The sequence below is a fragment of the Streptomyces sp. NBC_00659 genome (genome assembly GCF_036226925.1).
GTDB lineage: Bacteria > Actinomycetota > Actinomycetes > Streptomycetales > Streptomycetaceae > Streptomyces.
Genome location: NZ_CP109031.1, coordinates 6482834 through 6506406, shown reverse-complemented (window position 1 = coordinate 6506406; position 23573 = coordinate 6482834). Strand labels below are relative to the sequence as shown.

The window sequence follows — 23573 nt, the reverse complement described above, 5'->3', positions numbered from 1 at the left end:
GGTGCCGCCTTACTCTTGCCCCCATGCCCTACACGTACGAGGACGTGGGCGCGACCCGCGAGGACCGCTGCCCCCCGGGTTTCCACCGACTGCACGTCCGCTTCCGGATAGGCGAGGGCGAGGCCGTCTTCCGGCGGGCGTCCGAAGCCCTGATGACCTGGGAACTGCACCGGGCCATGGGGATCCGCATGGTCACCGAGGCCGGCAAGGCGGCACCGGGCGTCGACGTCACGGTCGGTATCGGCCCGATCAAGGCCCCCTGCCGCGTCGTCTGGACCGCCGAGGAATACCGGCGCACCGCCTGGGCCTACGGAACGCTTTCCGGCCATCCCGAGTGCGGCGAGGAAGCGTTCATCGTCTCCCGCACCGGCGACGGCACCGTCTGGCTGACGATCACTGCCTTCAGCCGCGCGGCCAAGTGGTACGCCCGCGCGGGCGGGGCGGCGACCCGGCAACTGCAGCACGCGTACGCACGGCGCTGCGGGGCGGTGCTGCGCCGGCTGTGCGCACCGTACAACCAGGTCTGAAGCCCTTCCGCCCGGCCGTCCCCGCCACCGGCACCCCCGGCGGCCTGGCGGGCAAAGGAGGAAAGGTCCCCTCGCGGGCGGGACCTCCGGCTGCGTGAACGGGTCCGAAGGCCCTGCCGATCACGGCCGGAGGGCCGTTCCGGAGGGGTGGTGCGCCGTCGTAGCGTCGGGACCGGCGCCACCGGCCCACCCTCCCCCTCGCGACAAGGGACGCCCATGCCTGTCAGCAAGACCTCACACCGTGCCCTGGTGATCGGTGCCGCCGCCACCGCGCTCGCGCTCACCGCCGGTGTCGGCATCGGGCTCGCCGCCGACGGCGACTCCGCGCCGGGTACCTCGGGGGCGGCGACGCTCGTCGTCCCGGCGCACACCACCGGGGACGACGGCACGCTGATCACGTACGGGAAGGCGAGCGCCCCGATCACCGTCAGCGTCTACGAGGACCTCCGCTGCCCCTACTGCGCGAGCTTCGAGCGCGACCTGGGCTCGACCCTCACCTCCCTCGCCGACTCCGGCGAAGTGAAGGTCGAGTTCCATATGGCCACCTTCCTCGACAAGCGCCTCGACGGGAAGGGCTCCCGGACCGCGCTCGCCGCGCTCGGAGCGGCCCTGAACGAGAGCCCCGCCCTGTTCAAGCAGTTCCACACCGCCCTGTACGACGCCCAGCCGAGGGAGGAGACCACGGACACCTTCGGCAGCACCGCCGAACTGCTGAAGATCGCCGGGAAGGTGCCCGGTCTGCGCACGCACGCCTTCAACAAGGCCGTCAAGGAAGGCACCTACCTCGTCTGGGCCGACAAGGTAGGTGAAACCTTCTACGACAGCGACGTCACCGGCACCCCGGCGGTGAAGGCCGGCGGCCGGGACATCACGGTGCTCGACGACAACGGCAAGCCCGTCGGCGCCCGGCAGTTCACCGAGGAGATCGAGGCCGCCGCGGCGAAGCGGTGACACCCCGGCCTCCCCGGAGCCCGGCCCCGGCCTACCGCAGCAACACCCCCGCCCCCTCCCCCATCTCCTCCGAGGGCACCGCCACCAGGCCAAGTTCCGCGCCGGAGGCCAGCAGGCGGTGGGACGGCAGGATCCGGACCGTGTAGCCGAAGGAGCCCGTGCGGTCGAGGGACAGCGGGCCCTCGTACGCCCAGCGGCCCTCCAGGTCGGGGCCGCCGGCCGGTTTCAGCGGGACGCAGACCGCGTCCGCGATGCGGTCGTCCCCGTCGACCCGGCCCGCGACCGCCTGGACCTCCACGTCGTCGGGGGCGAGGTCGCCGAGTCCGACGCGGACGCGCAGCGACAACGTGGTGCCCAGTTCGGCGGTCGTGGTGGCCGAGGACGCCTCGACGTGATCGACGGTGATCCCCGGCCAGGCGGCGCGGACCCGCGACTTCCAGGCGGCCAGCTCGCCGGCCGTCTCGGCGGTGAGGGAACGGTGGGCCTGGGCCGCGGGGACGTACAGGCGCTCCACGTACTCGCGCACCATCCGGCCCGCCAAGACCTTCGGGCCGAGGTGGGTGAGCGTCCGGCGGACCATCTCGATCCACCGGTCGGGCAGACCCTCCTGTCCGCGCTCGTAGAAGCGGGGGGCCACCCGCTGCTCCAGGAGGTCGTACAGGGCCCCGGCCTCCAGCTCGTCCCGGCGGTCGTCGTCGGTCGCGGTGCCGTCCGCGGTCGGGATCGCCCAGCCGAAGTCGGGCTGGAACCACTCGTCCCACCAGCCGTCCAGGACGGAGAGGTTGAGACAGCCGTTGAGCGCGGCCTTCATCCCGCTCGTGCCGCACGCCTCCAGCGGGCGCAGCGGGTTGTTGAGCCAGATGTCGCAGCCCGGGTAGAGCTTCTGCGCCATCGCCATGCCGTAGTCGGGCAGGAAGACGATCCGGTGGCGCACCCGGGGGTCGTCCGCGAACCGGACGAGTTCCTGGATCAGCCGCTTCCCGCCGTCGTCCGCGGGGTGAGCCTTGCCCGCGACGACGATCTGGACCGGCCGCTCGGAGTGCAGCATCAGGTCCATGAGCCGGTCGCGGTCGCGCAGCATGAGGGTCAGCCGTTTGTACGAGGGGACCCGGCGCGCGAAGCCGATGGTGAGGACGTCGGGGTCGAGCACGCCGTCGATCCAGCCGAGTTCGGCCGTTCCGGCGCCGCGCTGGCGCCAGGACGCCCGCAGCCGGTCCCGTACCTCCAGCACGAGCTGTTCCCGCAGCACCCTGCGCAGGTCCCAGATCTCCTGGTCGGCGATCTCGGCCACCGCGTCCCAGCGGTCGGTGCCGCCGACGGTCAGCGCGTCCTCGGTGCGCTGCGCGCCGACCTGCCGGGCGCCGAGGCGGAAGACCTCGGGCGCCACCCAGGTCGGCGCGTGGACGCCGTTGGTGACGGAGGTGATCGGCACCTCCTCGGGGTCGAAGCCCGGCCAGAGCCCGGAGAACATCTCCCGGCTGACCTGGCCGTGCAGCAGGGAGACCCCGTTCGCCCGCTGGCCCAGACGCAGGCCCATCACGGCCATGTTGAAGAGGTTCGGCTCGCCTCCGGGATAGGTCTCCATGCCGAGGGCGAGGATGCGCTGGACGTCGATGCGCGGGAGTTCGGCGTCGGGGCCGAAGTGGCGGGCGACCGCCTCCCGGTCGAAGCGGTCGATGCCGGCGGGCACCGGGGTGTGGGTGGTGAACACCGTGCCGGCCCTGACCGCCTCCAGCGCGGACGCGAAGTCCAGCCCCTCGTCGGCGAGTTCGGCGATCCGCTCCAGACCGAGGAACCCGGCGTGCCCCTCGTTGGTGTGAAACACCTCGGGCTGCGCGTGCCCGGTCAGGCGGCAGTACGTCCGGACCGCCCGCACACCTCCTATACCGAGCAGCATCTCCTGGAGCAGCCGGTGTTCGCTGCCGCCGCCGTAGAGCCGGTCGGTGACCCCGCGTTCGCCGACGCCGTTCTCCTCGACGTCGGAGTCGAGCATGAGCAGCGGGACGCGGCCGACCTGGGCCAGCCAGATCCGGGCGCGCAGCGCGCGGCCGCCGGGCAGCGCGAGGGACACCAGGGCGGGCGTGCCGTCCTCCTCGCTCAGGGGCACCAGAGGCAGTTCGTTGGGGTCGAGGACCGGATAGTGCTCCTGCTGCCAGCCCTCGCGGGACAGGGACTGGCGGAAGTAGCCGTGCCGGTAGAGCAGGCCCACGCCGATCAGCGGGACGCCCAGGTCGCTGGCGGCCTTGAGATGGTCGCCCGCGAGGATGCCGAGGCCCCCGGAGTACTGCGGCAGGGCGGCGGTGACGCCGAACTCGGGCGAGAAGTAGGCGATGGCGGCGGGCAGGTCGGAGGTCTGCGTCTGGTACCAGCGGTCGCCGCCGACGTACTCGCGCAGGTCGTCGCGGACCGCGGCGAGACGGCGCAGGAAGCGGCTGTCCTCGGTGAGCTCCGCGAGCCGTCCGCCCGGCACGCTGCCGAGCAGTCGTACGGGGTCGCCGCCGCACTCGGCCCAGCGCTCGGGGTCGACGGACCGGAAGAGGTCGCGGGTCTCGGCGTGCCAGGACCAGCGGAGGTTGCGGGCCAGGTCACTGAGCGGGTGAAGGGCTTCGGGGAGAACGGGTCGGACGGTGAATCTGCGGATCGCCTTCACGAATTCCACCTTCACGGAGGACGTACGCGGCTAAGGGACGCACGGCGTTGTGCGGCCTTCGTCACCACGACGTTAGCGGTGAGGGTGCCTTCGCGACACGGCGCATCGCGGCACGGCCCCCGATCGGGGCCGACCGTGTGACATCGGCGTGAAATCGACGCAACCTTCACGAACACCTCACCGCCGGGTTGGCCGATTCCGCCCGCATGGGCGGTCTTGTGGCGCTTCGCGCCGCACGAGAGGCTCACCGGGTGGCGTACGGCCGGACCCCGTCCCGAGCGGCCGGACCCGGCCTGGGGCCTGGCGGACAGGCCCTAGGTACGTCGAGTTGAGGAGGGGAACTCAGGTCATGGCACGGACGAGGAAGTGGCGTCTGCGCTGGGCGGCGGGTCTCACCGCGGTCACGACGGCCGCGGTGCTTTCGGCCAATGCCCCGCCCGCGCAGGCGGCTCCGGCGGGGCGGATATCCGGCGTGGGGGAGACCGGATCCGTCAGCGGCAGCTACATCGTGACGCTCAAGGGGGGTACGCGGGCTCCGTCGTCGGCCGGAGCGGCCGTCGCGGGGCGGTACGGAGCGAGAATCAGCCATACCTACGGCGCGGCTCTCAACGGCTTCGCCGTGCGGGCCGACGCGAGACGGGCCCGGCGGCTCGCCGCGGATCCCCGCGTGGCCTCCGTCGTCCAGGACACGCGGGTGACGTTCGACGGGGTCCGGGTGGCCGGTGCGGCATCCGGCCGTGTTCAGCGGAACCCGCCGTCGTGGGGCCTGGACCGGATCGACCAGGCGGGCCGGCCGCTCGACGGGCGGTACACGGCACCCGCGTCGGCGGGTTCGGGGGTGACCGTCTACGTCATCGACACCGGCGTCCGCATCACGCACCGGGACTTCGGGGGCCGGGCGAGCTACGGCTGGGACTTCGTCGACGACGACGGGACGGCGCAGGACGGCAACGGCCACGGCACCCATGTCGCCGGAACGGTCGCCGGAACCGGGTACGGCGTGGCCAAGAGGGCCAGGGTCGTCGCCGTCCGCGTCCTCGACGACAGGGGGGCCGGTTCCACCGCCCAGGTGATCGCGGGCATCGACTGGGTCACCCGGCACGCGAGGAAGCCGGCCGTGGCCAATCTCAGCCTGGGCGGGTACGCCAACGCCCAGCTCGACGCGGCCGTCCGCAACTCCATCGCCTCCGGCGTGACGTACACGGTCGCGGCCGGCAACTCCGGGATGCCGGCCTCGCTCTTCTCCCCGGCCCGGGTCGCCGGGGCGCTCACGGTCGGCGCGACCGGCCGGACCGACGCGCGGGCGGGCTTCTCGAACACCGGGTCCTCGCTCGACCTCTTCGCACCGGGGGTGGACATCACGTCGACTTCGTACACCGGCGACAGGGCGGGAGCCACGGGCTCCGGTACGTCGATGGCGAGCCCGCACGCCGCCGGCGCGGCCGCGCTGTATCTGGCGGACCATCCCCGGGCCGCGCCCGCGCAGGTGGTGAAGGCGCTGGTGAGACGGGCGGTCCCGGGAAAGGTGTCGGGCGCGGGACCGGGTTCGCCGAACAGGCTCCTGCGTGTCGGATGAGCCTGGTGGGGCGCTGGTACAACCAGGGTGATTCAGCCACACCGCACCGGCCTCGCCTGCCCGGGACGAGGCCGGTCTTGTGTGTAGACATACGCGTGAGTAGTTAACAAAGTGCCGGAATGCCCACCCGCATAGGGTGGGAAGGCTCCTCCGGTACGCCCGCAGGCCCCACCTCCCCACACCTCATCCGCCCACCCACGTTGACGCGGACAGGAGCGGTCATGCCCGCCACGCACCACACGTCGCCACCCCCGACAGCCACCCCCGAAACCCCCCGAACACGCGCGGCCGAGGACGGGCCCCGTACACCCGCCGCACCCACCACACCCGAGAAACCGTCGGCCGCCGGCGCGTCCGCCCCCGGCGCGCGCCCCACGAACGCCGACTCCACCGACGGCGCCGTCGCCCCGGACACCGCTACCTCCGCCGGGGCACCCGCCACCGCCCCGCAGACGTCGTCCCCCGACGCGTCGGCTCCGGGAACGTCCGCCCGTCGCGGTACCGCCCCCAAGTCCAGGACGGCCAAGTCCGCTCCCAGGACGGCCAAGTCGTCCGTTCCGAAAGCGGCCAAGCCCGCCGTTCCCAAGACGGGGAAGACCGCGTCGAAGGAGGTCAAGACCGCACCGAAGACGGGCAAGGTCACTCCGAGGGAGGTCAAGGCCGCCCCGAAGGCGGGCAAGGCCGCCGTCCCCGCCACCCGTACCTCCGACACCCCCGACACTCACCTCGCCCCGGCCGTCACCCCGGCGACGGCCGTCGGACGCATCCCCGTCCTCGATGTCCGCCCGGTCGTGCAGCAGGGGCGCCGTCCGGCCAAGGCGGTGGTGGGCGAGGAGTTCGAGGTGTCGGCCACGGTCTTCCGCGAGGGGCATGACGCCGTCGCCGCGAATGTCGTCCTGCGCGGCCCGGACGGCCGCCCCGGCCCGTGGACGCCGATGCGCGAACTGGCCCCGGGCACCGACCGCTGGGGTGCCCGGGTGAGCGCCGGCACGGAGGGCGCCTGGACGTACACGGTGGAGGCGTGGGGGGACCCGGTCACCACCTGGCGGCGTCACGCGGGGATCAAGATCCCGGCCGGACTGGACACCGAGCTGGTGCTGGAGGAGGGCGCGCTGCTGTACGAGCGGGCGGTCACCGCCCTGCCGAAGGGGACCACGGGAAGAAAGAGCAGGGACACGCTCCTCGAAGCCGTGGACGCGCTGCGCGACACCACTCGTTCCGTGGCCTCCCGTCTCGCCGCCGCGCTCACCCCGCAGGTGGACGCCGTCCTCGCGGAGCATCCGCTGCGCGATCTGGTGACGTCGTCCGAGGCGTTGCCGCTGCTGGTGGAGCGGGAGCGGGCGCTGTACGGGGCGTGGTACGAGTTCTTCCCGCGTTCCGAGGGCGGGCAGGTCGATCCGCCGGTGCACGGCACGTTCGTGACGGCCGCCGAACGGCTGCCCGCGATCGCGGAGATGGGCTTCGACGTCGTCTACCTCCCGCCCGTCCATCCGATCGGCGCCACCTACCGCAAGGGCCCCGACAACACACTGTCCGCGGGGCCCCAGGACGTCGGGGTGCCCTGGGCCATCGGCTCCCCCGAGGGCGGCCACGACGCGATCCACCCCGACCTGGGCACCCTGGACGACTTCGACGCCTTCGTCCGCCGGGCCGGCTCCCTGGGCCTGGAGATCGCGCTCGACTTCGCCCTGCAGTGCTCCCCGGACCACCCCTGGGTGGAGAAGCACCCGGAGTGGTTCCACCACCGCCCCGACAACACCATCGCCCACGCGGAGAACCCGCCCAAGAAGTACCAGGACATCTACCCGATCGCCTTCGACCGGGACACGCCCGGCCTGGTCGCCGAGACCGTGCGCGTCCTGCGGCACTGGATGGACCACGGGGTGCGGATCTTCCGCGTCGACAACCCGCACACCAAACCCGTCGTGTTCTGGGAACAGGTGATCGCGGACATCAACGCGACCGACCCCGACGTGATCTTCCTGGCCGAGGCCTTCACCCGCCCCGCGATGATGCGGACCCTGGCCGAGGTCGGCTTCCAGCAGTCGTACACCTACTTCACCTGGCGCAACACCAAACAGGAGCTGACGGAGTACCTCACCGAACTCTCCGGCGACTCGGCCGCCCGCATGCGGCCCAACCTCTTCGTCAACACCCCCGACATCCTGCACGAGTTCCTGCAGACCGGCGGCCGCCCCGCCTTCGCGCTGCGCGCCGTCCTCGCCGCCACCCTCTCCCCCACCTGGGGCATCTACAGCGGCTACGAACTCTGCGAGAACACCCCCCTGCGCCAGGGCGGCGAGGAATACCTCCACTCCGAGAAGTACCAGCTCCGCCCCCGCGACTGGCAAGCCGCCGAGCGCGCAGGTCTGAGCATCGCGCCGCTGGTGAGGGAGCTCAACGCGATCAGGCGGCGCAGTCCCGCCCTGCACCGGCTGCGTGACCTGCACTTCCACCACGCCGACCAGGAGGCGGTGATCGCCTACTCGAGGTCCGTCACGGACGCCCACGGTTCGAACACGGTTGTGGTGGTGGTCAACCTCGACCCCCACCACACCCAGGAGGCCACGGTCTCGTTGGACATGCCGCAACTCGGCCTGGAATGGCACGAGTCGGTGCCGGTGCGCGACGAGCTCACCGGCGAGACCTACAACTGGGGCAGGACCAACTATGTGCGCCTGGAGCCGGGTGACCGGCCCGCGCACATCCTCACCGTCCTGCGACCGTCCTCACCGTTGATCGGAGGGTCACCCACCACATGATCGTCAATGAGCCCGTCCCGGATACGTTCGAGGACACCCCGGCCAAGGACCGCGATCCCGAGTGGTTCAAACGCGCCGTCTTCTACGAGGTCCTGGTCCGCTCCTTCCAGGACAGCAACGGCGACGGCGTCGGCGACCTCAAGGGCCTGACCGCCAAACTCGACTACCTGCAATGGCTGGGGGTCGACTGCCTGTGGCTGCCCCCGTTCTTCAAGTCCCCCCTGCGCGACGGCGGCTACGACGTCTCGGACTACACCGCCGTCCTGCCCGAGTTCGGCGACCTCGCCGACTTCGTCGAGTTCGTCGACGCCGCCCACCAGCGCGGCATGCGCGTCATCATCGACTTCGTCATGAACCACACCAGCGACCAGCACCCGTGGTTCCAGGAGTCCCGCGCCCACCCCGACGGACCCTACGGCGACTACTACGTCTGGGCCGACGACGACAAGCAGTACCAGGACGCCCGGATCATCTTCGTCGACACCGAGGCCTCCAACTGGACCTTCGACCCGGTCCGCAAGCAGTACTACTGGCACCGCTTCTTCTCCCACCAGCCCGACCTCAACTACGAGAACCCGGCCGTCCAGGAGGAGATCGTCTCCGCGCTGCGGTTCTGGCTGGACCTGGGGATCGACGGGTTCCGGCTGGACGCGGTGCCGTATCTGTACCAGGTCGAGGGGACGAACTGCGAAAACCTTCCTGCCACCCACGAGTTCCTCAAGCGGGTGCGCAAGGAGATCGACACGCACTATCCGGACACGGTGCTGCTGGCCGAGGCGAACCAGTGGCCCGAGGACGTCGTCGACTACTTCGGCGACTTCCCCTCCGGCGGCGACGAGTGCCACATGGCCTTCCACTTCCCCGTCATGCCCCGCATCTTCATGGCCGTCCGCCGCGAGTCCCGCTACCCCGTCTCCGAAATCCTCGCCAAGACCCCTGCCATCCCCGGCAACTGCCAATGGGGCATCTTCCTGCGCAACCACGACGAGCTCACCCTCGAAATGGTCACCGACGAGGAACGCGACTACATGTACGCCGAATACGCGAAAGACCCGCGTATGCGCGCCAACATCGGCATCCGCCGCCGCCTCGCCCCCCTCCTGGACAACGACCGCAACCAGATCGAACTCTTCACCGCCCTGCTCCTGTCCCTGCCCGGCAGCCCGATCCTCTACTACGGCGACGAGATCGGCATGGGCGACAACATCTGGCTCGGCGACCGCGACGCGGTGCGCACCCCCATGCAGTGGACCCCCGACCGCAACGCCGGCTTCTCCTCCAGCGACCCCGGCCGCCTCTTCCTCCCCACGATCATGGACCCCGTCTACGGCTACCAGGTCACCAACGTCGAGGCGTCCATGTCGTCGCCCTCCTCGCTGCTCCACTGGACCCGCCGCATGATCGAGATCCGCAAACAGAACAAGGCCTTCGGACTCGGCTCCTACACCGAACTCCCCTCCTCCAACCCCGCCGTCCTCGCCTTCCTGCGCGAAGCGCCCTCGGCCGAGGGCGAGGAGGACGACGACCTGGTGCTGTGTGTGCACAACTTCTCGCGCTTCGCCCAGCCCACCGAGCTCGACCTGCGCGAGTTCAACGGCAGACACCCGGTCGAGCTGATCGGCGGCGTACGGTTCCCCGCCATCGGCGAACTGCCCTACCTGCTCACCCTCGCCGGTCACGGCTTCTACTGGTTCCGTCTCCGGAAGGAAGCCGCCTAGCGGGCCGCGGCAACCGTCCAGAACGCTGTCCGGAGCCCAACCGGGTTCCGGACAGCGACGGTTCAGACCCCGCCTCCGACTCCCATTCACCGGGACCGGCGCCAAGATGGGCGGCGGGTTCACGGCGCAGAACACCGGTGGTGTCGATCCGCTGGTCACCGCCGCCGTCGGCCTGTCGGCCGACCAGCAGCACCAAGGCGACTCCGCGGAGTACGAGCTCTGGCTCACGCCCAAGAAGGCGGGCGACACACCCTCTCCAAGGACACCGCGCACGGCATCAGCCTCGCCTTCGCCCACACCACCGGCTGACCCGGACGCGCACTCCGGTCCCACGCGGCACGCGCGGGCGGGAGTGAACGTCGCAGGGGTGTCCAGGTCTGGTGTCACACACCGGAATTGGACACCCTTGTGCCGTGTCAGCGGGAAATCTCCTGGACCCGTTCGACCGAAAAGGCCCCGGGGCGGGGCGGTTTCCACGGCTGCGCCCGGGGCACGCATGCAGGAACACCCCGCCCCCGGGGAAAGGACGCGACCCATGTCGGAAGCCGTCACACGCACCGCACCCACAGGTCCCGGCCTTCTGGCGTCCCTCGATCCGCTGCTGCGCACCTGGCTGCCGCGGCAGCGCTGGTTCGCCGGCAAGGGACGGCCCGTCACCGGCCTCTCGCTGGTCACCGCCACCGAGTTGCTCCCGGCGAACGGCCCGCTCGGCCTCCACCACCTGCTGGTGCGCGCCCACCAGCCGCCCGTGCCGGGTGCCCCGGCCGTCCCCGGCGACTGCTACCAGTTACTGATAGGCGTACGCGAGGCGCTGCCGCCCCGGCTTGCGCCCGCGCTGATCGGACACCTGAGCGAGGGACCGCTCTCCGGACACACCGTGTACGAGGCCCTCTACGACCCCCAGCCCGCCGATGTGCTCCTGGAAGCCCTGCGCTCCCGGGCCCGCATCGGCGGACTGCGTTTCGAGCGGGACACCGGGCAGGAGATACGGCCCGGTCTCGTACCGCGGATGATGACCGCCGAGCAGTCCAACTCGTCCGTGGTCTACGGGGACACGTTCATCCTCAAGCTGCTGCGCCGGGTCGTTCCCGGGGTCAACCCCGACCTCGAACTGCCGCTGGCCCTGGCCCGCGAGGGCTGCGCCCGGGTTCCGGCCCCCACCGCCTGGCTGCGGGCCGAACTGTCCGGGCAGTCGTATGTCCTGGGCGTGCTCCAGCCGTTCGTGCAGGGCGCCTCGGACGGCTGGGAGCTGGCGCTGCGCGAGCTCGCCAAGGGCGAGGACTTCGTCGCCGAGGCGCGGGCACTGGGGCGCGCCACCGCCGAGGTGCACACGGCACTGGCCCGCGCGCTGCCCGTGGTGTCCCTGGGCCACGCCCAGGTGAGGCCGCTGGTCGACGCGATGGCCGAGCGGCTGGACGCCGCCGCGCAGGCGGTGCCCGTGTTACGGCCCCACGCACCCGGTCTGCGGACCGCGTTCGAGGCGCTGGCGGATCTGTCCGCCGAGGGTCACACGTGGACGGCCCAGCGCATCCACGGCGATCTGCATCTCGGCCAGTGTCTGCGCTCCCCGGACGGGGAGTGGTCGCTCATCGACTTCGAGGGCGAACCGTCGAAACCGCTCGCCGAGCGCCGTATGCCCCAGCCCCCGGCACGCGACATCGCGGGCATGCTCCGCTCCTTCGACTACGCGGCCCACTCCGTGCCCCAGGCGCCCGGTGCCTCAGGGACACCACCGGAGTCCGGCTGGGCCGACACCTGCCGGGCCGCCTACTGCACCGGATACGCCGAGGTCAGCGGCCTCGACCCGCGCACGGATCCCGTACTGCTGCGTGCCTTCGAGACGGACAAGGCCGTGTACGAGGTCGTGTACGAGGCCCGGCACCGCCCGGACTGGCTGCCGGTTCCGCTGGCGGCGGTACGGCGGCTGGCCTCGTCTCCCTGAACCCCCTGTGCCCCGCCCCAGCTCACCCGCCCGAGGAGGCCCTGCCCGTGACGCCCCGCCCCCGGCCCGACGACACTCCGAAGAAGACCAGCGCGAAGAGGACCAGCGCGAAGAAACCGGCGCCCGAGGACAAGAAGCCCGCCGAGCTGCCGACGGCCGGGAGGACGACGGACGAGACGCCGGCCGACGAGAGGGTTGCCGACGAGAGGGCGACGGACGAAAAGGCGGTCGGGGTCCAGGACCCGGCCGGTCCCGTCCCGGCCGGGAGCGGTGACCCCGCCGGCGCGACGCGTCCCACCGGAACCGGAGCCGGAGTCGGCCCGGCGGACCGTCAGCGGCTGCTCGACGGCACGCACCACGACCCGCACGGAGTGCTGGGTGCCCATCCGGTGCCCGACGGCGTCGCGTTCCGGGCCTTTCGCCCGTACGCGCTCGGGGTCACCGTCGTCACGGACGAACTGCGCGCGGAACTGCGCGACGACGGGGACGGCTTCTTCTCGGGACTGCTGCCGCTGCGCACGGTCCCGGACGCGTACCGGCTGCTCGTGGCCTACGAGGGGACGGTGCTGGAGACCGAGGACGCGTACCGGTTCCTGCCGGCGCTCGGCGAGCTGGACCTGCATCTGCTCGGTGAGGGCCGGCACGAGGAGCTGTGGCGGGCGCTCGGCGCCGAGCCGATGGATCATCAGGGTGTCGCCGGAACGCGGTTCACGGTGTGGGCCCCGAACGCGCGTGGTGTGCGGCTGGCCGGCGGCTTCAACTTCTGGGACGGCACGGGACATCCGATGCGGTCGCTGGGCTCGTCCGGGGTGTGGGAGCTGTTCGTTCCGGCGATCGGCGAGGGCGAGCTGTACAAGTTCGACATCGCCCGCCCGGACGGCTCGCGCACCCTGCGCGCGGACCCGATGGCCCGCCGCACCGAGGCACCGCCCGCCACGTCGTCGGTCGTCCACGCGTCCCACCACGAGTGGCACGACGCGGAGTGGATGGCGAGGCGGGCCGACCGGCCGGTCCACGAGGCGCCGTTCTCGGTGTACGAGGTGCATCTGCCGTCCTGGCGACCGGGTCTGACCTATCGTCAGCTCGCCGATCAGCTCCCCGCCTACGTCACGGACCTCGGCTTCACGCATGTCGAGCTGATGCCCGTCGCCGAGCATCCCTTCGGCGGTTCCTGGGGCTACCAGGTCACCGGGTTCTACGCGCCCACCGCGCGCCTGGGCACCCCCGACGACTTCAAGTACCTCGTCGACGCCCTGCACCGCGCCGGTGTCGGCGTCCTCATGGACTGGGTCCCCGCCCACTTCCCGCGCGACGAATGGGCCCTCGCCGAGTTCGACGGCCGCCCGCTCTACGAGCACGCCGACCCGCTCCGGGCGGACCATCCCGACTGGGGCACCCTGGAGTTCGACTACGGCCGCCGTGAGGTCCGCAACTTCCTCGTCGCCAACGCCACCTACTGGTGCGAGGAGTTCCACATCGACGGCCTGCGCGTCGACGCCGTGGCCTCCATGCTCTACCTCGACTACTCCCGCGAACCCGGCCAGTGGGTCCCCAACGAGCACGGCGGCCGCGAGAACCTGGACGCGGTGGCCTTCCTCCAGGAGATGAACGCCACCGTCTACCGCCGTAACCCCGGCGTGGTCACCGTCGCCGAGGAGTCCACCGCCTGGGACGGCGTCACCCGGGCCACCCACCACACCGGTCCCGGAGGCTTCGGCGGTCTGGGGTTCGGGCTGAAGTGGAACATGGGGTGGATGCACGACTCGCTGGACTACGTGTCCCACGACCCGGTGCACCGCAAGTACCACCACGACGAGATGACCTTCTCGATGGTGTACGCCTACAGCGAGAACTACGTCCTGCCGATCTCCCACGACGAGGTCGTGCACGGCAAACGCTCGCTCGTCTCCAAGATGCCCGGCGACTGGTGGCAGCAGCGCGCCAACCTCCGCGCCTACCTCGCCTTCATGTGGGCCCACCCCGGCAAGCAACTCCTCTTCATGGGGCAGGAGTTCGCCCAGGGCGCCGAGTGGTCCGAGGCCCACGGCCCCGACTGGTGGCTGCTGGACCCCGCCTACGGCGCCGAACCGGACCACCGTGGTGTGCGGGACCTCGTCCGCGACCTCAACGCCCGCTACCGCGGCGAACCCGCGCTGTGGGAACGCGACACCGACCCGTCCGGCTTCGCCTGGATCACCGGTGACTCCGCCGACGACAACGTCTTCGCCTTCCTGCGCCACGCCGCCGACGGCACACCGCTCCTCGCCGTCTCCCACTTCTCCCCCGCCGTCCGCCACGGCTACCGCCTCGGCGTCCCCGAGGACATCCCGGCCTGGCACGAGATCCTCAACACCGACACCGCCCGCTACGGCGGCGGCGACATCACCAACCCCGACCCCGTCAAACCGGAATCCACGCCCTGGCACGGGCGCGCGGCCAGCATCCGGCTGACGCTGCCGCCCCTCGCGACGGTGTGGCTGCGGCCCGCATAGCGGCGCTCCCGCGCGCCCGGTCCCCGGCGGCACTCCGCCGGGGACCGGGCGGGGGCGTCACTCCAGGCCGGTGCCGCGCAGCGACGCGGGCAGTTCGCCGGTGTACAGCACGCCCAGCGTCTGGGTGGCCCGGGTCAGTGCCACGTACAGGTCGCTCGTCCCGTACGACGCGGGTTCGACCACCAGGACGGAGTCGAACTCCAGCCCCTTGGCCTGCCGGGGGTCGAGAAGCACGACCGTGCAGGTGAGGTCGGGCTCCTGGCCCGCCGTCACCCCGTCCAGCCGGCCGGCGAGCGCGGCGTGCAGGGCCCGCGGCGCGATCACCGCGAGCCGGCCCTCGGCCGGGGTCAGCTCGGCGACGGCCTTGGCGACCGCGCCGGGCAGGTCGTCCCCGGCCTCGCGCGCCCAGGGCCGTACCCCGGTGGACCGGACGGAGCGCGGCGGCTCGAAACCGGGGCGTTCGGCCCGCACCACACCGGCGGCGACGTCCATGATCTCGGACGGGGTGCGGTAGTTGACGCCGAGCCGGGTGTGCTCCCAGCGGTCCTCCACGTACGGGGAGAGGATCTCGTCCCACGATCCGACCCCCGCCGCCTCCGCGGTCTGCGCGGGATCGCCGACGAGTGTCATCGACCGCGTGGGGCTGCGGCGCATCAGCAGCCGCCACGCCATCGGCGACAGTTCCTGCGCCTCGTCCACGATGATGTGGCCGAAGGCCCACGTCCGGTCGGCGGCTGCCCGCTCCGCGGCGCTGCGGTGGTCGTCCTCCTCGTGCCGTTCCGCCATCCGCTCGGCGTCGATGATGTTGTGCGCGGACAGGATCTCGGAGTCCTCCTCGTCCTTGTCCTCGAACTCGTAGGTCCGCGAGGCGTAGGAGACGTCCAGCACGCCCTGCGCGTAGGCGATCTGGGTACGGCGTTCCTGGTCGGCCAGCGCCCGTGCGACCCGGTCGTCCTCGCCGAGGAGTTCGGCGGCCTCGTCGAGGAGGGGGACGTCCCCGGCGGTCCAGTCGACGGGGCGGGTCAGCGGGCGGTGGATCGCCGCCGCGTCCTCGTCCGGGACATGGCCGTACGGGTCGGCCAGGAAGTCGGCCACCAGGCGCTGCGGGGTCAGTCTCGGCCACAGCTGATCGACGGCCGACCAGACCTCCGGGTTCTCGGCGAGTTCGTCGCGGATCTGGGTGATGTCGCTCGGGTCGAGGAGGTTGGAGCCGTCGAAGGGGTCCGTGCCGATGCGTTCGGCGAGCATGTCGGTGAGCGTGTTGAGGATGTGGCCCTCGAAGTGCTCGCGGGCCACGTTGTGGGGCAGGCCGACCGCGCGGGCGCGTTCCCGGGCGACCTGGACGAGGCCCGCGTCGAGCATGAGGACGTCCCGGTCGTGCTCGATGGCGATCACGGGGTCGGGCAGGGCCTGGCGGTCGAGGACGACTCCGGCGAGGACGTCGGCCATCCCGGCGCGGCCCTTCACGGCGGCCGCCTCCGGTGTGTCCGCGGCGGTCGCGTGGACGCCGGGGAAGAGTTCGCCGACGGTCGAGAGCAGCACTCCGGTCTCGCCGAGCGAGGGCAGCACCTCGCCGATGTAGCCGAGGAAGGCCGGGTTCGGGCCGACGATCAGGACGGCCCGTTTGGCGAGCAGTTCCCGGTGTTCGTACAGCAGATACGCGGCGCGGTGCAGGGCCACGGCGGTCTTGCCGGTGCCGGGGCCGCCCTCGACGACCATGATGCCCCGGTGCGGCGCGCGGATGATCCGGTCCTGCTCGGCCTGGATGGTCTGCACGATGTCGCTCATCCGGCCGGTGCGGGCCGAGTTGAGCGCGGCGAGCAGCACGGCGTCACCGGTCGGGTCCTCGTGGCCGGTGCGTTCCCGGTCGCCGAGGTCGAGGATCTCGTCGTGCAGGTCGGTGACGTGCCGGCCCGCGGTGCCGATGTGCCGGCGGCGGCGCAGGCCCATCGGGGTGTGCCCGGTGGCCAGGTAGAAGGGGCGGGCGACCGGGGCCCGCCAGTCGATGAGGATCGGCGTGCGCTCGATGTCGTCGGCGCGGATGCCGATGCGGCCGATGTGATGGGTGACGCCGGCGGGGGGCGCCCCTTCCCCGGGGGACTCCACCGGGGCCAGGTCGATGCGGCCGAAGCAGAGCGAACCGTCCACGGCGTTCAGCGCGGCCAGCAGTCCCGAGCGTTCGGCGACCAGGACGTCCCGTTCGAGCCGGGCCTGCATGGGCGTGTTGCCCTGGGCGAGCGCGTCCCCGACGGAGGCCTCGGTGACACCGCGCAGGGCGTCGACACGCGCGTACAACCCGTCGATGAATTCCTGCTCACTTCGCAGTTCATCGTCGGGGAATTCTGTGTGAGATCCCTTGTTTGACAATTCCGCTCCCGCCCGGATATACTGCGCCTACTGAACTTCTTCACGACTTGATTCCTCGAAGTCGCGAATCATTGAATATACGCAGCGAAATCCCCCGGGCGCAATTGCCCAGGGGATTTTTTGTGTGCCGGGTTGTCCGCCGGGCTGTGTGCCTGGTGGGATCAGAGCACGTCGGCCAGCTCCTGGAGAAGCCGTCGCTTGGCCCGGGCCCCCACCATCGACTTCACGGGCTCACCGCCCCGGAAAACCATGAACGTCGGCATCGACAGCACGCCGTACGCCAGCGTCGTCTCCGGATTGGTGTCGACGTCGAGCTGGACCACCTTGAACCGGTCGCCCTCCTCGAAGGCCAGCTCGCTGAGCACCGGCCCCATCTGCCGGCACGGCGGACACCAGTCGGCCGTGAACTCCACCAGCACGGGCAGATCCGAGCCGATCACCTCCGCCCCGAAGTCCGCGTCCGTCACCTCGGCCACGCCTGCCGCCCTGATCATCGCGTCCGCCCTCCCAGTTCGCATACGGGTTCCGGACCGCCCGGAACCTCCGCGTCGGCCGCCAATTCGTCACGGGCCCGCTCCGCCCGCGCGAGCTGCTCGCCGACCTGCGCGCGCACCGACCTCAGCTCGTCGATCAGCGCGTCGAGCTCGCCGAGCTTGCGCCGGTAGACGTCCAACGACGCCGGGCACGAGTCGCCCTCGGGGTGCCCGGCCCGCAGACACTCCACGAACGGCCGTGTCTCCTCCAGGTCGAACCCGAAGTCCTGAAGGGTCCTGATCTGGCGGAGCAGCCGCAGATCGTGCTCGTCGTACGTCCGGTACCCGTTCTCGCCCCGAGTCGCGGGCAGCAGCCCCCGCGACTCGTAGTAGCGCAGGGTCCGCGTGGTCGTCCCGGCCCGTGCGGCCAGCTCGCCGATTCGCATGACCCCGACGGTAGTCCTTGACGCCGACGTCAAGGCAAGCGTCCCCGGGGGCGGCCCCTGCGCGGGTCAGCGTGAGGTACGCGGGAGCAGGGGTTTGCGGTCCACCGGGGACGACAGCACGATCGAGGTCGTCGTCCGCCCGAGCGCGGAGGTCTGTTCCAGGACGTCCTCCAGGTGGATCGTGTCCTCGACGGCGACCTTGAGGATCCAGCAGTCCTCGCCGACGACGTGGTGGGCCTCGGTGACCTCGGGCCGGGCCAGCAGTTCCAGCGTCCGGGGATGCCTGAGGGTGTAGCCGCCGTGCGGATCGACGCGGATGAAGGCCTGGATGCCGTAGCCGAGGCGGGACGCCGACACCTGGGCGCCGTATCCGGTGATCGCCCCGGTCGCCTCCAGCCGGCGCACCCGCTCCGCGACCGCGGCCGGGCTCAGCCGGACGCGGCGGCCCAGCTCGCTGAGCTTGATGCGGCCCTCGCTCTGGAGCAGTTCCAGAATCTGCCGGTCGAGCGCGTCGAAGCCCACCACCGTTTCGCCGGAGACAACGCGCGGATGCCGTGTTTCCTTCGGTGCGACAGCCGGATCTCCCATGTCTCCCCCTTCGGAACTGACCCCTGCGACGGGAGAATTATGACCGCAGGCCGAAGCGCCGTGGACGCCCGGAGATCGGTGCGAGGCGCATGGAGCGGGACGCACGGGTGCATGGGGCACGGGTGCGCGGAAACAGGGGAGGGCGACGTGCGGGAGATCTGCGTCATCGGCGGAAACCGGTATTTCGGAAAACGTCTCATAGCCCGGCTGACGGCGGCGGGAGACCGGGTCACCGTCATCAACCGCGGGTCGTCCGCGCCGCCCGCCGGGACGGTGCATCTGGTCGCCGACCGCGACGACGAGAAGGCCCTGGAGGAGTCGCTGGGCTCTCGGGTCTTCGACGTCGTCGTCGACCAGGTCTGCTACACACCGCGGCAGGCCGAGATCGCCCGCCGGGTCTTCGCGGGGCGCACACACCGGTACGTGATGACGTCCACCGTCGAGGTGTACGAGTACGAGGACACGGCGGAGCCGGTCGCCGAGGACGCCGTGGACCCGCGTGAGGTCGCCGTCGACCTCTCCCTTCCCTGGGACGACAGGGAGTTCCTCGACGCCCACTACGGCGAGGGCAAGCGGCAGGCCGAGGCGGTTTTCGCGGCCGGTCCGGCCTTCCCGTACGTGGCCGTGCGCGTCGCCCATGTGCTGGGCGGGGACGACGACTTCACCGGACGGCTGGAGCACTACGCCGACCGTATCCGCACCGGCGGGACGATCGTCGTGCCCGCCGTGAACCGTCCGGCGACCTACATCCACGTCGAGGAGATCGCCGACTTCCTGTTCTGGACGGTGGGCGAGGACTTCACCGGCCCGGTCAACGCCGCCTCCGACGGAGCGCTGACCACGCGGGAGCTGTGCGAGGCGATCGGCGCGCACCTCCCGGACGGCCGGACGGTGCTGGAGGCCGTCGAGGTGGGCGAGGTCTCCCCCTTCTCCTTCCGCCGTTCCTACGGCATGGACAACACGCGGGCCGCCCGGCTCGGTTTTTCCTTCGGCGACGCGCGGGCCTGGCTGCCGCGCGCGGTGGCCGAGACGCTCGGAAAGGACGACTGACATGCGCTACCGCACCCTGGGCGGACTCCGGGTGAGCGCCGTGGGGCTCGGCACGATGCCGCTGTCCATCGAGGGGCGGCCGGACGAGGCGCGGGCCCTGGCAACGGTGCACGCGGCCCTCGACGCGGGCGTCACGCTCCTCGACACGGCGGACTCGTATCACCTGCCCGGCGACGAACCCGGCCACAACGAACGGCTCGTGGCCCGAGCCCTGGCGACGTACGGCGGCGACCGGGCGGACGTCCTGGTGGCCACGAAGGGCGGACGGGGCAGACCTGCCGACGGCTCCTGGACGGTGAACGGCTCCCCGCGCCATCTCAAGGCGGCGGCCGAGGCCTCTCTGAAGAGGCTGGGCCTGGAGGCGATCGGCCTCTACCAGCTCCACAAGCCCGACCCCGCCGTCCCGTTCGAGGACTCGGTGGGCGCCCTGCGCGACCTGCTCGACGCGGGCACGATCCGGCTGGCCGGCATCTCCAACACCACCGCGGGCCAGATCCGCCGGGCCCACGCGATCCTCGGCGACCGGCTGGTCTGCGTGCAGAACCAGTACTCCCCCGCGGTGCGCGACAGCGAGCCCGAACTGCGCCTCTGCGCCGAGCTGGGGCTCGCCTTCCTGCCCTGGAGCCCGCTGGGCGGCATCTCCCGCAGTTCCCTGGACGGTCCCGCCGGTCCCGCCGGTCCGTCCGGCGACGGGACCGCCGACGGTTCGGGGGCGCGGTTCGGGGCCTTCCACGCGGTGGCCCGGGAGCACGGCGTGAGCCCTCAGCAGGTCTGTCTCGCCTGGCTCTCGCGACGGTCCCCCACGGTGATCCCGATCCCCGGCGCCAGTCGCCCGCGGACCGCCCGGGACTCCGCGGGGGCCGCGGACCTGGTCCTGAGCACGGAGGACCTGGCCCGCCTCGGCCCATGAGCCCTGACGGGTGGACGGGCGGACGGACACCCATGATTCCGAGGTCCGGGCCCCGGGACCATGGGGTCATGGGGTCATGGGGTCATGGGGTCATGGGGTCATGGGGTCATGGTCAGACCATGACCCCGGCGGACTCCTCCACCTCCAGCAGCGACGCACTCTGCCGCTCCGCCTCGAACGCCTTGTGTCCGCCGCGCAGGCCGAACAGCCGTTTGGTGAGGGCGATGTAGAGGACGGCGAGGATGTTCATGACCAGCGTCGCGATCTTCAACCAGCTGATGTGCTCGGTGAGTTCGTAGATCTCCAGCGGGAGGAAGGCGGCGGTGGCGACGACCGTGAGGTACTCCGCCCAGCGCTTGGCGTACCAGAGCCCGAACGCCTCGACGAGCTCGATCAGCGCGTACGCCAGCAGCAGGACCGCGACCAGCAGCAGCGTGGAGTGCTTGTAGCCGAAGGTCTTCTGGATGGTGCCGACGACGGGCGAGTGGTCGAGGTCGTAGTGGAAGTGCCGGAAGACCGGCCTGAGGACGTCGAGGTACTCGTCGAAAAGCCGGCGCACCGCGTCCTGGCTGTTGCTGAACTTCCACACGGCGGCCGCGACCAGCACGATGAACACCCCGCGCACGGCCCGCTCGATGGCCAGGAAGCGCAGGACGAACAGGTCGCGGAGCACCTTGCCGCGCGGGACCAGGGGCGCCTCCGCGGCCGGTCCGCCGCCGTGCGGGGCGCCGAGCGCGAAGTCGCCGCAGCGCAGACACCGCCAGACCTCGCCGAGCGCGGTCTCGGCGTGCAGCCGCACCCGCAGACGCGGGTCGTCCGGCGCGTAGGTGATGTGCCCCTTGCGCGCACAGGTACGCCGGTCCCAGTCGATCTTCATGCTCGGTGTCCTCCGCGAAAACGTGCCGTGCCGCGCCGGTCGGTCCGGCACGGCACGGTCATGCATGTTCTACGAGACGGCGGCCCGGGGGGTCACGGTTCCGTCCGGAGCACCACTCGCCCCCTCGGCCCCACCGCCACCCGCCGAGTCGCCCTCTTTCCCGGCCTCGGCTTCAGGCTGGGCTTCGGCTTCGGCTTCGGCTTCGGCTTCGGCTTCGGCTTCAGGCTGGGCTTCGGCTTCGGCTTCGGCTTCAGGCTGGGCTTCGGCTTCGGCTTCGGCTTCAGGCTGGGCTTCGGCTTCGGCTTCGGCTTCAGGCTGGGCTTCGGCTTCGGCTTCGGCTTCAGGCTGGGCTTCGGCTTCGGGCTGAGCTTCGGGCTCGGCTTCGGCTTCCGCTGCGGGCTTGACCTCGGTCGCGGCTACGGCTGTGGCTGTGGCTGCGGGCGGAGCCTCGGTCTCACCCTCCGTGCGGGCCTTGCGCGGGAGCAGTACCGCCACCAGCACCGTGCCCACGCCCAGGATCACCGCTCCGACGAGGCTGGTGTGCGCCACCGCGTCCGAGAAGGACGAGCTGACGGCGTCCGCCATCTGCCGGGCGCCGTCGGCGAGTTGCCCGGCCTGAGCCTTCAACTGGGCCGCCTGCTCCGCGTTCGCGGACTGCGCGGCCTGCTCGCCGAGCGCGCGGGCCTTGTCGCCGATGCCCTGGGCCACGGCGTACCCCGCGCCCACCGAGTCCTGCGCCGTGGTCAGGGCGCCCGCCGGAAGCTCGCTGCCCGCGGTCGCGTCGGCGAGGTGCGAGGAGTACGAACTCGCCAGCACCGAGCCGAGGATGGCGATACCGAGCGAGCCGCCGAGCTCCAGCGAGGTGTCGTTGACCGCTCCGCCGACGCCCAGTTCGGCCTCCGGGAACGCGCCCATGATGGCGTCCGTGCAGGGCGAGAGCGCCAGCCCGATGGCGAGGCCGAGCATGACGAGGGGCAGCACGAGGTCGCCGTACGCCGAGGAGGCGTCCACCCGGGTGAGCAGGGCCAGCGCCACGGTGCCGCCGACCATGCCCGCGGTGACCGTGAACTTCATGCCGATGCGCGGAGTGAGGTATCCGGTGAGCGCCGAGCCCACGAAGACGGCGCCGGCGAGCGGCAGCATCCGCACCCCGGTGTCCAGGGCGTCGTAGCCGAGGACGAACTGGAGGTGCTGGGTGAGGTAGTAGAAGGCGCCGAAGACGGCCAGGAAGAAGAGGGCGACGGCGAGGTTCGAGCCGGCGAAGCGACGGTTGGCGAAGCGTCGTACGTCGACGACCGGGCGCGGGTGGCGCAGCTCCCACAGCACGAAGAGGACCAGTCCGGCCCCCGCGACCACGGCGGCGGTCACGGCCTTGACTCCCCACCCGAAGTGCGGACCCTCGATGATCATGTAGACGAGCGAGCCGATCCAGACGACCGAGAGCAGCCCGCCGACGTAGTCGATGCGGTTGTGGTGCGCGGCCTTGGACGGCGGTACGAGGACGAGGGCACCGACGATGGCGAGGGCGGCGACCGGCACGTTGATCAGGAACGTGGACGACCAGCCGTGGCGCTCCAGCAGGGCGCCGGCGACCAGCGGACCGGCGGCGATGGCGAGTCCGGCGGTGGCGGTCCACAGGACGATCGCCTTGGCCCGCTCGGCGCGCGGGAAGGTCGCGGCGAGCAGGGAGAGCGTGGCGGGCATGATCAGCGCGGCGCCGACGCCCATGACGGCACGGGCCGCGATGACCCCGGTGGAGCTGTCGACGAGCGAACCGGCGATCGCGCCGCCGCCGAAGACGACGAGCCCGAGAATGAGCGCGCCACGGCGGCTGTACTTGTCCCCGATGGCGCCGAGCAGCAGCATCAGGGCGGCGTACGGGACGGTGTAGCCGTCGATGACCCATTGCAGGTCGGCGCTGGACAGCCCGAGGTCCCGGGTCATGTCGGGTGCCGCGACCGTGAGGGCGGTGTTGGCCATCACGATGATCAGCAGGCTCAGGCAGAGCACCAGCAGCGCCCACCACCGCCTGGCGTAGGGCCGGTCCATCCCCTCGACCGGTTCGTTCATGACGAGACGCATGGCTACGGTCGCCCTTCCTTCGTCGACGGGCACGGAGATCGTCCGCGCCAGAACTTGCACAGTGGAGTGCAATTGCACAACCCTGTGCAAGATACGAGATTGCACAACGCTGTGCAAATGAAGGAGGTCGAGACCCTGTGCTCACAGGACAGGCGGCCGCCC

At 71.4% G+C, this 23573-nt stretch carries 15 protein-coding genes and 1 pseudogene; 9 read left to right on the top strand and 7 right to left on the bottom strand.

Going from position 1 to position 23573, the window contains the following annotated elements; all coding sequences use genetic code 11:
- The first annotated feature begins 23 nt into the window (after window positions 1-23).
- Window positions 24-527, top strand: a complete 504-nt coding sequence (locus OG410_RS28550) for a DUF1990 family protein (protein WP_329301731.1) — start codon at window positions 24-26, stop codon at window positions 525-527.
- Window positions 528-743: 216 nt separating this feature from the next.
- The gene (locus OG410_RS28545; RefSeq protein ID WP_329301730.1) at window positions 744-1478 is read left to right on the top strand and encodes a thioredoxin domain-containing protein; all 735 of its coding nucleotides are present in this window, start codon (window positions 744-746) and stop codon (window positions 1476-1478) included.
- Between the two features lie 31 nt (window positions 1479-1509).
- Here OG410_RS28545 and OG410_RS28540 read toward each other — a convergent pair whose 3' ends face one another.
- Window positions 1510-4128, bottom strand: coding sequence for a glycosyltransferase family 1 protein (locus tag OG410_RS28540; RefSeq protein ID WP_329301729.1), 2619 nt, complete (start codon window positions 4126-4128; stop codon window positions 1510-1512).
- 349 nt (window positions 4129-4477) lie between these two features.
- Here OG410_RS28540 and OG410_RS28535 point away from each other — a divergent pair, with 349 nt between their 5' ends.
- From OG410_RS28535 to glgB, 5 genes are all read left to right on the top strand, one after another.
- On the top strand, window positions 4478-5704 hold the full coding sequence (locus OG410_RS28535; RefSeq protein ID WP_329301728.1) for a S8 family peptidase: 1227 nt from the start codon (window positions 4478-4480) through the stop codon (window positions 5702-5704).
- Window positions 5705-5925: 221 nt separating this feature from the next.
- A complete protein-coding gene (locus OG410_RS28530) occupies window positions 5926-8466 on the top strand; it encodes a maltotransferase domain-containing protein (protein WP_329301727.1) in 2541 nt (846 codons plus the stop codon).
- Window positions 8463-10184, top strand: coding sequence for a maltose alpha-D-glucosyltransferase (treS, locus tag OG410_RS28525; RefSeq protein WP_329301726.1), 1722 nt, complete (start codon window positions 8463-8465; stop codon window positions 10182-10184). Before OG410_RS28530 ends, treS begins: the two co-directional genes overlap by 4 nt.
- Window positions 10185-10719: 535 nt before the next feature.
- Window positions 10720-12126 (top strand): maltokinase N-terminal cap-like domain-containing protein, encoded by a 1407-nt coding sequence (locus OG410_RS28520; protein ID WP_329301725.1) that lies wholly within the window; start codon window positions 10720-10722, stop codon window positions 12124-12126.
- Between the two features lie 47 nt (window positions 12127-12173).
- Entirely contained in the window at window positions 12174-14618 is a 2445-nt protein-coding gene (gene glgB, locus OG410_RS28515) for a 1,4-alpha-glucan branching enzyme (RefSeq protein ID WP_329301724.1), read from the top strand.
- A gap of 57 nt (window positions 14619-14675) precedes the next feature.
- On the opposite strand, the gene OG410_RS28510 is transcribed toward glgB, so the two are convergent.
- The 4 genes from OG410_RS28510 to OG410_RS28495 all read right to left on the bottom strand — a co-directional run bounded on the left by OG410_RS28510 (window position 14676) and on the right by OG410_RS28495 (window position 18492).
- On the bottom strand, window positions 14676-17003 hold the full coding sequence (locus tag OG410_RS28510) for a HelD family protein (RefSeq protein WP_329304280.1): 2328 nt from the start codon (window positions 17001-17003) through the stop codon (window positions 14676-14678).
- A gap of 143 nt (window positions 17004-17146) precedes the next feature.
- Window positions 17147-17461, bottom strand: coding sequence for a thioredoxin family protein (locus OG410_RS28505; protein ID WP_328458104.1), 315 nt, complete (start codon window positions 17459-17461; stop codon window positions 17147-17149).
- A 14-nt stretch (window positions 17462-17475) separates the two neighbouring features.
- Window positions 17476-17904 carry a MerR family transcriptional regulator gene (locus tag OG410_RS28500; protein ID WP_329301723.1) on the bottom strand — a complete coding sequence of 143 codons (429 nt, stop codon included), beginning with the start codon at window positions 17902-17904 and terminating at the stop codon, window positions 17476-17478.
- A 66-nt stretch (window positions 17905-17970) separates the two neighbouring features.
- Window positions 17971-18492, bottom strand: a complete 522-nt coding sequence (locus OG410_RS28495; RefSeq protein ID WP_329301722.1) for an Lrp/AsnC family transcriptional regulator — start codon at window positions 18490-18492, stop codon at window positions 17971-17973.
- Between the two features lie 111 nt (window positions 18493-18603).
- On the opposite strand from OG410_RS28495, the gene OG410_RS28490 reads away from it, so the two are divergent.
- On the top strand, window positions 18604-19542 hold the full coding sequence (locus OG410_RS28490; RefSeq protein WP_329301721.1) for an NAD-dependent epimerase/dehydratase family protein: 939 nt from the start codon (window positions 18604-18606) through the stop codon (window positions 19540-19542).
- A gap of 1 nt (window position 19543) precedes the next feature.
- Entirely contained in the window at window positions 19544-20452 is a 909-nt protein-coding gene (locus OG410_RS28485) for an aldo/keto reductase (RefSeq protein WP_329301720.1), read from the top strand.
- Window positions 20453-20564: 112 nt separating this feature from the next.
- Here OG410_RS28485 and OG410_RS28480 read toward each other — a convergent pair whose 3' ends face one another.
- Both OG410_RS28480 and OG410_RS28475 read right to left on the bottom strand, forming a co-directional pair.
- A complete protein-coding gene (locus tag OG410_RS28480; RefSeq protein WP_329301719.1) occupies window positions 20565-21329 on the bottom strand; it encodes a DUF2127 domain-containing protein in 765 nt (254 codons plus the stop codon).
- Between the two features lie 447 nt (window positions 21330-21776).
- Window positions 21777-23411 (bottom strand): annotated as a pseudogene (locus OG410_RS28475) (MFS transporter); the annotation flags it as partial.
- Window positions 23412-23573 lie beyond the last annotated feature (162 nt).